This window comes from Methylotenera versatilis 79 (assembly GCF_000384375.1).
Classification (GTDB): Bacteria; Pseudomonadota; Gammaproteobacteria; order Burkholderiales; family Methylophilaceae; genus Methylotenera_A; species Methylotenera_A versatilis_B.
On record NZ_ARVX01000001.1, the window covers coordinates 1,935,687 to 1,947,153 of the forward strand.

At 40.2% G+C, this 11,467-nt stretch carries 11 protein-coding genes; 9 read left to right on the top strand and 2 right to left on the bottom strand.

Features of this window, described 5'->3' with window-relative positions:
- Positions 1 to 5 precede the first annotated feature (5 nt).
- Entirely contained in the window at positions 6 to 1,952 is a 1,947-nt protein-coding gene (locus METVE_RS0109380; RefSeq protein ID WP_020168220.1) for a CHASE2 domain-containing protein, read from the top strand.
- Between the two features lie 23 nt (positions 1,953 to 1,975).
- On the opposite strand, the gene METVE_RS0109385 is transcribed toward METVE_RS0109380, so the two are convergent.
- Positions 1,976 to 2,836 carry a GGDEF domain-containing protein gene (locus METVE_RS0109385; RefSeq protein ID WP_020168221.1) on the bottom strand — a complete coding sequence of 287 codons (861 nt, stop codon included), beginning with the start codon at positions 2,834 to 2,836 and terminating at the stop codon, positions 1,976 to 1,978.
- 276 nt (positions 2,837 to 3,112) lie between these two features.
- Here METVE_RS0109385 and tal point away from each other — a divergent pair, with 276 nt between their 5' ends.
- The 3 genes from tal to hxlB all read left to right on the top strand — a co-directional run bounded on the left by tal (position 3,113) and on the right by hxlB (position 5,699).
- On the top strand, positions 3,113 to 4,063 hold the full coding sequence (gene tal, locus METVE_RS0109390) for a transaldolase (protein ID WP_020168222.1): 951 nt from the start codon (positions 3,113 to 3,115) through the stop codon (positions 4,061 to 4,063).
- Between the two features lie 313 nt (positions 4,064 to 4,376).
- Positions 4,377 to 5,009 carry a 3-hexulose-6-phosphate synthase gene (gene hxlA, locus METVE_RS0109395; RefSeq protein WP_020168223.1) on the top strand — a complete coding sequence of 211 codons (633 nt, stop codon included), beginning with the start codon at positions 4,377 to 4,379 and terminating at the stop codon, positions 5,007 to 5,009.
- Between the two features lie 153 nt (positions 5,010 to 5,162).
- Entirely contained in the window at positions 5,163 to 5,699 is a 537-nt protein-coding gene (hxlB, locus tag METVE_RS0109400) for a 6-phospho-3-hexuloisomerase (RefSeq protein WP_020168224.1), read from the top strand.
- Positions 5,700 to 5,804: 105 nt separating this feature from the next.
- Here the strand turns inward: hxlB and METVE_RS0109405 are convergent, their stop codons facing one another.
- The gene (locus tag METVE_RS0109405; RefSeq protein ID WP_081621887.1) at positions 5,805 to 6,533 is read right to left on the bottom strand and encodes a HisA/HisF-related TIM barrel protein; all 729 of its coding nucleotides are present in this window, start codon (positions 6,531 to 6,533) and stop codon (positions 5,805 to 5,807) included.
- Positions 6,534 to 6,619: 86 nt separating this feature from the next.
- Here METVE_RS0109405 and METVE_RS0109410 point away from each other — a divergent pair, with 86 nt between their 5' ends.
- From METVE_RS0109410 to METVE_RS0109430, 5 genes are all read left to right on the top strand, one after another.
- Entirely contained in the window at positions 6,620 to 7,660 is a 1,041-nt protein-coding gene (locus METVE_RS0109410) for an ATP-grasp domain-containing protein (RefSeq protein ID WP_020168226.1), read from the top strand.
- Positions 7,653 to 8,750, top strand: coding sequence for a hydantoinase/oxoprolinase family protein (locus METVE_RS0109415; protein WP_020168227.1), 1,098 nt, complete (start codon positions 7,653 to 7,655; stop codon positions 8,748 to 8,750). The genes METVE_RS0109410 and METVE_RS0109415 overlap by 8 nt, the downstream gene beginning before the upstream one ends.
- Positions 8,747 to 10,225 (top strand): aminodeoxychorismate synthase component I, encoded by a 1,479-nt coding sequence (pabB, locus tag METVE_RS0109420; RefSeq protein ID WP_020168228.1) that lies wholly within the window; start codon positions 8,747 to 8,749, stop codon positions 10,223 to 10,225. The genes METVE_RS0109415 and pabB overlap by 4 nt, the downstream gene beginning before the upstream one ends.
- A 119-nt stretch (positions 10,226 to 10,344) precedes the next feature.
- Positions 10,345 to 10,992: an amino acid kinase family protein gene (locus METVE_RS0109425; protein ID WP_020168229.1), complete on the top strand. Its 648-nt coding sequence runs from the start codon at positions 10,345 to 10,347 to the stop codon at positions 10,990 to 10,992.
- Positions 10,993 to 11,075: 83 nt separating this feature from the next.
- A complete protein-coding gene (locus tag METVE_RS0109430; protein ID WP_020168230.1) occupies positions 11,076 to 11,462 on the top strand; it encodes a 4a-hydroxytetrahydrobiopterin dehydratase in 387 nt (128 codons plus the stop codon).
- Positions 11,463 to 11,467: the final 5 nt, after the last annotated feature.

An 11,467-nucleotide genomic window follows, 5' to 3' on the forward strand; every position in this document is an offset into this window, starting at 1 on the left:
AACACATGCGTTTTAACGATTATGTATCGACAGCGCTAATTTTGCTGTGTTTGGTGGTGTCAATCCATTTAACTGGGCTATTTTCACGTGTCGATAACTTGATATTTGATATTGGTCAAAAAAGCCATATAACAGCTGCGCCTTCTGACATTGTAATCGTCGCGATTGATGAAAATAGTTTATCCCAATTAGGCCGCTGGCCTTGGCCTCGGCAAGTCCATGCTAATTTAATCCAACGCCTCAAGCAAGAAAATACACGCGCAATTGGCTTGGATGTTGTTTTTTCTGAATCCGACCAATTAAATCCAGAGGCAGATATTGCCCTGGCAGAATCTATACAGCAAGCCAAAAATGTCGTTCTACCAGTATTGCTGGAAACGACGCGGATAAATGGTCAATTGGTTGAAACACTGCCATTACCAATTTTGGCTAAAAATGCAGCTGATTTAGGTCGTGTGCATGCGGTTTTAGATGAAGATGGTATTGCACGCAGTGTTTATTTATTTGAAGGCATTGGCGCACCCGTTTGGCAACACTTTTCGCAAGCAGTTTTAAATGTTGCGCTTAAACAGCCTTCAAAAAATCAATTTCAAACGCAAACCATTCTGCAAGACTCTCAGCAAGATTTAGATGAAAACGGCACTTTCTCTTTAAAACGCCAGCAACAAAAAAAAGTCAATTTTCGAGGGCCACCCGGTCACTTTTCTACTATTTCTTATGTGCAAGTGTTAAATGGGGAGTTTGAAAAAGATGCGTTTAAAGACAAGATTGTGCTCATCGGCGCCACCGCGTCTGGTATGAACGATTTATTGGCTACGCCCGTGTCAGGTTTAGGGCAGTCAATGGCGGGAGTCGAGTTTCATGCCAATGTACTAGATTCAATGCGCAACAAAGGCTTAATCGACAGTGTGCCATTGTGGTTAAGTCTAGTGATTTTAATCGTATTGGCGTTGCTGCCTTTGGTGTGGATGCCCAAATTATCTGCATTAAATGGCTTGGTCTCTACTTTAATTTATTTCGGGTCGATTGGTTTACTAGCCGCCATTTTACCCAGAATGTTGAGTATCTGGATTTCACCATCGGCTGCTTTGCTGCCCATTTTAATTTCTTATCCTGTGTGGAGTTGGCGTAAATTAGAAGCGGCTCAACGCTATTTAGACCAAGAGTTAGCTTATTTAAACAGTTTAATACTCAAACCAGACGCAAAAGATAATACATCGCACAGCTACGATAATTTTGATGCGCGCATTGAACAAGTGCGTGCGGCGGGGCAACAATTGCGATTTTTACAAAATGACCGCAAAGAGGTATTGGCATTTATCTCGCATGATTTACGTGCCCCATTAGCGAGTGCAATAATGGCGTTAGAAGAACATCAGCAGCTCAAATCCAGACTATATGCACCGCTATCGCAGGCCTTGCATTTGGCGGAAGATTTTCTGCAGGCTTCACGCGCAGAAATGAGTAATCGTGCCGATTTTAAAGAGTTGGATTTTGCTGGCATTACGCATCAGGCGGTAGATGACGCTTACGAAAACGCGCTTAAGAGAAATATCACGCTGGAAAGAGATATTGTAGATGGCTTGGTTTGGGTGAATGGCAATTTTGGTTTACTACAACGGGCGATTCTAAATTTGGTACTGAACGCGATTAAGTTTGCACCCGAATATTCTACGGTTTTAATACGGTTAACTTATGCGGATAAACATGCTGTGATGAGCGTGATTGATCGTGGTCCAGGTATTCCATTAGATGAACAGAAACAGCTATTTAAGCGATTCAGTCGCTTGAAAAGTGGTCAAGCCGATGGCGCTGGTTTAGGTTTGTATTTTGTACATACCGTAGCTGAAAAACATTTAGGCAGCGTTGATGTGGAAAGCGATTTAGGACAAAAAACCAGTTTTAATTTGCGTTTACCAGTGTTGAGTTTTCAGCAGTATTTAAGTATTTAATAACAATAAAATATATTGTTATATCAAATAAATAGCGGCAATTTAATCAGTTTTTTTGCAATATACAAATCATTGTCAGCCGCTGCAATCCAGTCCTCTACATCTTCATATGGACTACATTCCGCAATGCCATAATGAAACGAGCTATGAAATTTGATTTGGTTGCTGGTGGTGTGTTGAAAGCTTGCGCAAATATTTTGGATTCTTGCCAGCATCAATCCAGCCTTTTCTTGGTCAGTATTCGGCATTAAGATTAACCATTCATCACCACCATAACGAAATAATTTGTCGCCAAAACGCAGGTTCTGCTGAATTAAAGATGCCGTGTTAGCCAATACTTGATCGCCAACATTGTGTCCCCAATCATCATTGATTTTTTTGAATTTATCTTGGTCAATCAGCGCAATAGTACAAGCGTGCTGATGCCGTTTACTACGGTTTAACTCTTGCAATAAACTAGATTTAAGTGTCAACCGAGTGAGTGCCCCTGTTAAAGGGTCGCGCATCGTAAAGTCGCGCCATAACTCTTGATTCAACTCTTTTGACTCTTGCATAAACAAATGCGCTTGCTGTTGGAATAAATTCAGTTGATTAAAAATAGACAAGCCAGATAGCGGATGATGAATGTTGACCGTATCATTCCACACACTTTCTAAGCGTCCTTTTATGTTGATAAAGCTTGCGAGTAGATTTTCTGGCAGCTTTAAATGGCTCAAATTTAATGTATCGAATTGATATAAATCGTGCAGTGGCGGTGAGATTTCCCCGGTTAAAATACTACGCATTTTTGTAATTAACCATTGGTGACGTACTAATATCCATGTACTGGTCACCGATAATAAATCCATCGTATTGCTGGCAATATCTTCTTCTGAGTAATTCATATAAGTTAAACGTGATGTAATCCTGTGTGCCTACGAATTGTAGCCATGGCGCAAGTCAATATAAAGACATTTAACATTGTTTAACAATCTCAAATATAACACTAAACCTAATAAAATTTAGACTGGTGTTCAATCATTCTGAATTTATTTTGCGCTATAATAATGAGTTAAGCTTTAGTTTAGTTAAAAGTTATTTAGTTAAAAAATTAAGTTAAGTTGAATTTTACAAACCATGCGTAGCTCAAAAATTGGGTGCAAGCAAATTAGGAGGAAGTAATGGCAAATCTATTAGATCAATTAAAAAGCATGACCACAATCGTAGCCGATACAGGCGACGTAGAAGCGATTAAAAGTGTAAAACCAGTGGATGCAACGACCAACCCTTCATTACTGCTTAAAGCCAGTACATTGCCGCAATATGCGCATTTGATCGAAGAATCAATTGCTTTTGCTAAAGCACAAGGCGGTAGCAAAGAAGTGCAAGTTGAAAACGCAGCAGACAAATTAGCTGTGTTAATCGGCATCGAAATCTCTAAAGTAGTGCCAGGCCGTATCTCTACAGAAGTAGATGCACGTCTTTCATTCAACGTAGAAAAAATGGTCGCTAAAGGCCGTAAATTAATCAAATTCTACCAAGAAGCAGGCGTAGGTAAAGATCGCGTGTTGATCAAATTAGCATCAACATGGGAAGGCATCAAAGCTGGTGAGATTCTTGAAAAAGAAGGCATCCAATGTAACCTCACATTGTTATTCGGTTTCGGCCAAGCACGCGCATGTGCTGAAGCAGGTGTATTCTTGATTTCTCCATTCGTTGGCCGTATCTTAGATTGGTACAAAGCTAAAACTGGTGAAACATATACACAAGAAACTGACCCAGGCGTTGTTTCTGTACGTGCAATTTATGCATATTACAAAGAACATGGCTACAAAACTGTAGTGATGGGCGCTTCATTCCGTAACGTTGGCGAGTTAATTGCACTTGCAGGTTGTGATCGTTTAACTGTTTCACCAAACTTATTGCAAGATTTGGCTGCAACAGAAGGCACATTGACACGCGTGTTAACTGATGGCGGTGCTAAAAAATCACCGGGTGCTAAATTAACTGAAGAAGAATTCCGTTTCCAATTGAACGAAGACGCAATGGCAACAGAAAAATTGGCTGAAGGTATTCGTGGTTTCGTTGTAGACCAAAACAAATTAGAAGCAGCATTAAGCGCTAAGTTGTAAAGCGAAAAATGATCAGTTTTTTAGTGTTAAGTCACACAGGCTAAGTCACGAAACTGTAACTTAGTTGTAATATCGATGGTTTAACATTGACAATCATGGGCTGGACGCATAATATAATGCGTCCAGCTTAAAATTCACTAAACGCTAGACGGTATTTGGTCTGCAAGCACTTAACAATCATTTCGTGCAAAAAATTTAGTGGTAAGAAAGCAGTAATCTTTTTTGTAACATCATCTTTACGGTGATTAATTTTTCAAATTAATTGTTGTGAAAATTTAGTTACTAACAATAATTTTCAATCGGAGAGTACACCATGGCTTTAACCCAAATGGCATTAGATTCATTAGATTTTGACGCAACAGTTGCATTAGCAACTCAAGTTGCTCCACACGTGGACATTTTAGAAATCGGTACACCTTGCATCAAGCACAACGGTATCAAATTGCTTGAAGTTTTACGCGCTAAATTCCCAAACAACAAAATTTTAGTTGACTTGAAAACAGCTGATGCTGGTTTCTACGAAGCTGAGCCATTCTTCAAAGCTGGTGCAGACATCGTTACTGTATTAGGTATCTCTGATATCGGTACAATCAAAGGTGTAATCGACGTTGCTAACAAATATGGCAAAAAAGCACAAGTTGACTTGATCAACGTTGCTGATAAAGCTGCTGTTACTAAAGCAGTTGCTGCTGCTGGCGCGCACATCATTGGCGTTCACACTGGTTTAGATCAACAAGCTGCTGGTCAAACTCCTTTTGCTGACTTAGCTTTAGTTGCTGGTTTAAACTTAGGCGTTGAAATCTCAGTTGCTGGTGGCGTTAAAGCTGCTACTGCAAAACAAGTTAAAGATGCTGGCGCAACAATCATCGTTGCTGGTGCTGCTATCTACGGCGCTGCTGATCCTGCTGCTTCTGCTGCTGAAATCACAGCTATTGCTCACGCTTAAGTCAAACTACTTCAATAAGCAATTATTGAGTTAACTTAAGAGTAAGTAAAATAAAATCCCGACCCAGTAATGTGTCGGGATTTTTTATGTGGTAATTTGATGCAGGAATAAGCATTTAATTGGCTTAAAAGATATTTAAGAAAAGGATACAAAATGGATAATCAAAAACTCATTTTAGATAAATTAACCGGTATTTTAGCGGTAACGGACAATGCTAAAGCAGCAGAGTTGTTAAAACTAGTTGACCAAGCTGGTCGCACATTTATTGGTGGCGCAGGTCGTTCACTATTAGTTTCACGTTTTTTTGCGATGCGTTTAGTCCACTCTGGTTACAATGTGAGCATGATTGGTGAAGTAGTTACACCAGCCATCAAAGCAGGTGATTTATTGATTTTGGTTTCAGGTTCAGGCGGCACAGAAACATTGTTACCGTTTGTGAAAAAAGCCAAATCAGTTGGTGCTAAATTGGTTGTTATCTCAATGAAGAAAACTTCTGCAATGGCAGACGTTGCTGATTTAGTGATTCAAATCGGTCAAGATGATAGCTTCCCATTAACAAAAGCAATGCCAATGGGTTCACAGTTTGAATTATCAACATTGATTTTCTTAGAAGCAGCGATTGCAGATTTGATTGCTGCAAAAGGCTTAACTGAAGAAGGCATGCGCGCGATTCATGCAAATTTGGAATAATTTTATTTCATCATAAAATGCATTTTAAACCCGAGCTTGCTCGGGTTTTTTGATTAAATCTGTCTGATTTAATCAGTTAAGTTAACCAAATAAACTTAACTAAATTTAAACACCTAAAAGTTGTAAATCTGCATGGCTTAATTTGCCCGAATGTAGCGCGGTTGCGATTAATACACCTGCAATGCCAAGTTTATTTAACTGTTGAATGTCGTTAATATCTCTAACGCCACCAGCCGCATATAATCTAGACGGTTTTTTTCTGACTTGATTTAATTTGATTAAAGAATGAAGTCTTTCACAATCAATCCCTTGTGTACTACCAACCGCGTTTAGCGTCATGCAAATGGTGTCATCTGGCCAATAGTGTGCTGATGCATGCAACTCAACAATACCCATTGCGCTGGTGGCAGAATAATCCAGAGACAATATATGCTGACTCTCGCAAGCGTCGCTAATCGCGCGATAATCTTGTAAATTGGCAATATTTTCGCTGCCAACGACAGGTTTGATTCGATTGGATTGATTTTGATTAGATGGATAAAGGGCGCGTGCGTTTACTTGGCGAATGCCAGAGTCTAGCCATATAGTTAATTGCGGGTAAGTATTGCTGATGATTTCGATTAACTCAGCGTGATGACCAACGCCCAAAATGGCATCTAAATCTGCGATATACAGTGTTTGAAATGGGTATAATTCCAGCAATGCCGCAACAACAACCAACGGTGCGCTACCATTGCATAAACTGGATTGAATCGGCAGATATTGACTGCGCAAGCCGAATTTAGCGTGTACAACTTGGCCCTGCATTAGATCAATCACGGGAATAATTTTCAAAGCTTGCCTTTAGATTTTGCAGCATTCATTTTTTATAGACATTCGGTTTTCAATCATGCATTTTAGAATATTTGTCCGCTAGACATATGGCTATAAAAAAAATACCTGCAAAAAAAATACCGATTAAAAAAATATTCGTATGCGAATTTGTCACGGCAGGCGGTTTTAATCACCTAGATTTACCTGCAGGATTGGTAGCTGAGGCGACATTGATGCGTGATGCCTTGTTGCGCGATTTATCGACTTTGCCTTATGAGATAAGTACAACGATTGATGCGCGTTTAAGTGCGCCTGAATATTGCGATGACTGCCTGACAATTGATGCTAATCAAGACGTATGGGATATTTGGGCGAGCCAAGTACAGTTAGCAGATGCCGTTTGGTTGATTGCGCCAGAAACGGATGGATTATTACAAAAGTTAACCGCATTAGCCGTGCAAAAAGGCAAGTTAGTATTAGGCAGCGGCGCGGATGCTATTCAAATTACCAGCGAAAAACTCGCAACTTATAATCTTTTGCAACAGGCTGGTATTGCAACTATACCCACTTATACAGTGGAAAACTGGCCTAAAACAGCAGGGCGTTGGCTAGTAAAACCAAATGATGGTGCAGGTTGCGATGGAATCGTCATATTTGATGATGCAGATAATTTAACGAATTGGCTGGCGCAAAATAATAAAAGCCCCCGTTACGTGATTCAGCCTTATCGGCAGGGTATTCCAGCCAGTATTTCATGCGTGATGCATCAAGGTCGCGCGCAGGTGTTAAGCTGTAATACACAAATGATTATTAGCGAAAAAAATGGGTTAACTTATGCGGGTAGCCAAGTAAATGGCATGCAACATCTTTGGCATGTGTTTGAATTGATCGCGCAAAAAATAACGGAAACACTTGCCGATTTAAACGGTTATGTAGGAATTGATGTGCTAGTGAACGAGCTAATAGTCGACACGCAAAATGAAAATCTAATTACAGTGGTAGAAATCAATCCGCGTTTAACAACGAGTTATGCAGTATTAGCAGACGCCATTGCCACGAACCCAGCAGAGTTGATTATCAATACTTTCACGCAACCCAATTTTGTTTGGCCAGCTTTAAAACGTCATGTGGTGAGTGTGCATGTCTAATTTTATTCAACCTAAAATTATTGGCTGGGATATTGGTGGCGCACATCTTAAAGCTGTGTTGTTAGATACAAATGGCGCACAGCTAAGCTGCATACAATTGCCTTGTCCGCTTTGGCGTGGATTAAATGAGCTTGAAGTTGCGATTGAAGCAGTTTTTAGCCTAATGGATGTGCGACCTGATGAAGCATTACACGCATTGACGATGACTGGCGAATTAGTGGATTTATTTCCTAATCGTCACACAGGCGTATGCGAAATTGCAAAATATGTTATGGACTTGTTAGGGCGGAATACATTTTTTTATGCGGCAAATAACGGCTTTGTGAAATTTGAAAATGTTGCTGAATATACGGCGCAAATCGCTTCTACCAATTGGCATGCAAGCGCGCGATTATTGGCTGAGCATGTGCAAGATGCATTACTGATTGATATTGGCAGTACAACTAGCGATATTATCCCGATTGCGCACGCTAAAGTAGCGCTACAAGATTTATCAGATGCTAGCCGCATGCAGCATGACACATTGGTTTATACCGGTGTTGTGCGTACGCCGATAATGGCAGTCGCACAAAAAATAACTATTAATGACAATGGCTTAATTGTTGAAATGAATGTTGCAGCAGAATTTTTTGCGACGATGGCTGATGTATATCGATTAACTGGCGAATTATCTGTTGAAAATGATATGGCCGAAACCGCGGATAGCAAAGGTAAAACAAAACAGGAATCAGCGCGTAGATTGGCGCGCATGGTGGGTTGCGACCTGGAAGATAAACCGATTGAAACATGGATAAAACTGGCTTTTTCATTTAGAGCTATACAATTAAAACAACTCAAAGCGGCGATTTTAAAACATCTTAAACCTAATATGCCTATTATCGGCGCGGGTGCAGGCAGTTTTTTGGTGAAAGTGTTGGCGACAGAATTAGGTTGCGAATATCGTTCACTTACAGATATTCTAAAATCGGATATTTCATCGAATGACATGCTTAACGTTTTGCAGCAAACAGATTTAGAAGTGTGTTTTCCCGCTTATGCGGTTGCGCGTTTAGCTTTAGTTAACCAATTATTGAAGGCTATTTCTGCATGAGTTTATTGCAATATGAATTAGCTTATCAAAGTGATAGCGCATTGCTATTTGAGCAGATTGCGCATCAACAATGGGCGATGTTATTGGATAGTGGACAGGCGATTAACCCAAGTACAGGCTTAGCGGGCAGCCAATATGGTCGTTACGATATTCTGGTTGCAGAGCCAATTATTACATTGGTCACTAAAAATAAACAGACCACAATCAACCAAAATGGCCAGACAAATACTTCTGAAGAGGATCCATTTGCTTTACTGAATTACTTACTTAACCAATATAAAGTAGGCAAAAATAACGCAATACTTAGTGATTTAAATCCCAATAAAACAGCACATGCAGATTATCCATTTTCTGGTGGGGCATTAGGTTATTTTGCTTATGATTTAGCACGCAGTATCGAAAAACTACCGAATATTGCCGCGCCAGTTGCTGATACGCCGGAAATGATGGTTGGCTTTTATGATTGGGCGGTGATATTTGATCATCGTGAAAAAAAGTGTATCTTGGTTTCGCATGGTTTAACGGATACGGTAAAAGAAAACTGGCAAGCGCTTTGCACAAGGTTTGATGTGATGGTTTTGCAAGCGAAAAGCTCAACTGAAAGCCTATTTCAAGTTACTTCTAATATTCAATCAAACTTAAGCAAGTACCAATATTTTCAAGCGTTTAATAAGGTTAAGTCTTATATCGACGCGGGTGATTGTTACCAAGTTAATTTAGCACAGCGTTTTTCAGCGCAAGTGCAGGGCGATAGTTGGCAAGCGTACAAAAAATTGCGTGAAATTAGCCCAGCACCTTTTATGGCTTATATGAATTTGCCGTTAAATGATTCAGAAAATTTCCAAGTATTATCTAATTCGCCCGAGCGTTTTTTACAGACCGATGGCGATCATGTTGAAACACGGCCAATTAAAGGTACGCGCCCAAGATCGCAGGATGCCGCACAAGATTTAGCTTATGCACAAGAACTGCAAAACAGCCTGAAAGACAAGGCTGAAAATGTGATGATTGTGGATTTATTGCGCAATGATTTGGGTAAAAATTGCATCATTGGTAGCGTAAAAGCCGATACATTATTTCAATTGCAAAGTTTTGCCAATGTGCATCATTTGGTGAGTATTGTTACTGGAAAATTAAAACCTAATGCAACCGCAGTGGATTTGTTAAAGGGCTGTTTTCCAGGCGGCTCTATTACCGGCGCGCCCAAACTACGTGCCATGCAGATTATCGAAGAGTTAGAGCCGCATCAGCGTGGGCTTTATTGTGGCGCGATTGGTTATATTGGATTCGATGGAAAAATGGATACGAACATTGCCATCCGCACCGCAGTCGTCTGCCAAAATACATTGAGTTTTTACGCGGGTGGCGGCATTGTGGCAGACTCTGTTGCCGATAAAGAGTACAACGAAACTTTGGATAAAGCCTCCAGTCTTAAGGCCATATTAGCGCATTTTTCAGTCACTTCTGAAGGTTAAGTCGGCGATTGCAACTGATTGATTCCATTAGCAACTTAACTAAACAAATCTACTCAAAATTGTTATAGAATGAAAACTACTTATATTAGATTAAATAGTAATAACAATTGGGAATAAAAATGGAACCGTTTGTAAACGTACGCGACAGGCCTATTTGGATCGTTAAAATCGGCGGCAGCCTTTTGGGCTCACCTGAATTAGAGCGTTGGTTGGCTATATTTGCGAAATTCAGTGATGGCAATATTATTATCGTGCCGGGCGGTGGCGTGTTTGCCGATGCGGTACGTGATGCGCAAAAACTATCTAAGATTAGCGACGCCTGTGCGCATCGTTTAGCGGTATTGGCGATGGACCAATACGGTCTGTTATTGGCAAATATGAATCCGCTACTTGCCACCGCAAGAACGCAGCTGGAAATTGATGAACGCACATGGCAACATCGCGGAATAGTCTGGCTACCCAGCCATATGGTACTTTCAGACGATAGTATTCCACAAAGTTGGAATGTGACATCTGACAGTATTGCGGCTTGGTTGGCACAAAAACTCAATGCGCAGCATTTGATTTTAGTAAAATCAGACAAACCCAATACCGCAGAATTAAGCCTTAAAGTGATGACGCAAAATGGCGTGTTAGACGAAGCATTTAGTGATTTTGTATTGAATAAAACGTTTGGTAAATGGATGTTAAATAAAACTGATTACACACACTTTTTAGAAGGTTTAAGTGAGTTAACTCTGGATAAAGTAGGCTCTTCAATTCATTAAAAAGCTAGCTTACAAAAACCTTTACACATCAAGTTAACCAGCTAGAATGAGCAATATTTAAAGTTTTAATAAGGTCAATTGTGATGACAGCAGCCGTTTATTCAGAAGCCGAAGTAAAAGCAAAACTTGAAAGTGAACTGCCACAGTGGTTTTTAGAAAGTGGCTGGATACGTCGTAAATATAAAACCAGCGGCTGGAAAGCCACTTTGATGGTGGTGAATACAATCGGACATTTAGCAGAAGCGGCTTGGCATCACCCGGATTTAACCGTTTCTTATGCCTTTGTCATCGTTAAGTTACAGACACATGATGCCAAAGGTATCACGGATAAAGACTTTGAATTGGCGTTAAAAATCGAGCAAGTTATTGGTTGGCAACCAGCTAAAGAGGCGAATGCGGACGGTTCAAAAAGTGCTTTGGAAGGTACGCCAAATGATGACGCTAGGTTTAAATATATTAAATACGATTAGTCTTA

Coding starts and splice junctions, on each gene's coding strand:
- hxlA (WP_020168223.1), top strand. CDS start 4,377: ATGGCTTTAACCCAAATGGCATTAGATTCATTAGATTTTGACGCAACA.
- METVE_RS0109410 (WP_020168226.1), top strand. CDS start 6,620: ATGGCTATAAAAAAAATACCTGCAAAAAAAATACCGATTAAAAAAATA.
- pabB (WP_020168228.1), top strand. CDS start 8,747: ATGAGTTTATTGCAATATGAATTAGCTTATCAAAGTGATAGCGCATTG.
- METVE_RS0109430 (WP_020168230.1), top strand. CDS start 11,076: ATGACAGCAGCCGTTTATTCAGAAGCCGAAGTAAAAGCAAAACTTGAA.
- METVE_RS0109415 (WP_020168227.1), top strand. CDS start 7,653: ATGTCTAATTTTATTCAACCTAAAATTATTGGCTGGGATATTGGTGGC.
- hxlB (WP_020168224.1), top strand. CDS start 5,163: ATGGATAATCAAAAACTCATTTTAGATAAATTAACCGGTATTTTAGCG.
- METVE_RS0109385 (WP_020168221.1), bottom strand. CDS start 2,836: ATGAATTACTCAGAAGAAGATATTGCCAGCAATACGATGGATTTATTA.
- METVE_RS0109380 (WP_020168220.1), top strand. CDS start 6: ATGCGTTTTAACGATTATGTATCGACAGCGCTAATTTTGCTGTGTTTG.
- METVE_RS0109425 (WP_020168229.1), top strand. CDS start 10,345: ATGGAACCGTTTGTAAACGTACGCGACAGGCCTATTTGGATCGTTAAA.
- tal (WP_020168222.1), top strand. CDS start 3,113: ATGGCAAATCTATTAGATCAATTAAAAAGCATGACCACAATCGTAGCC.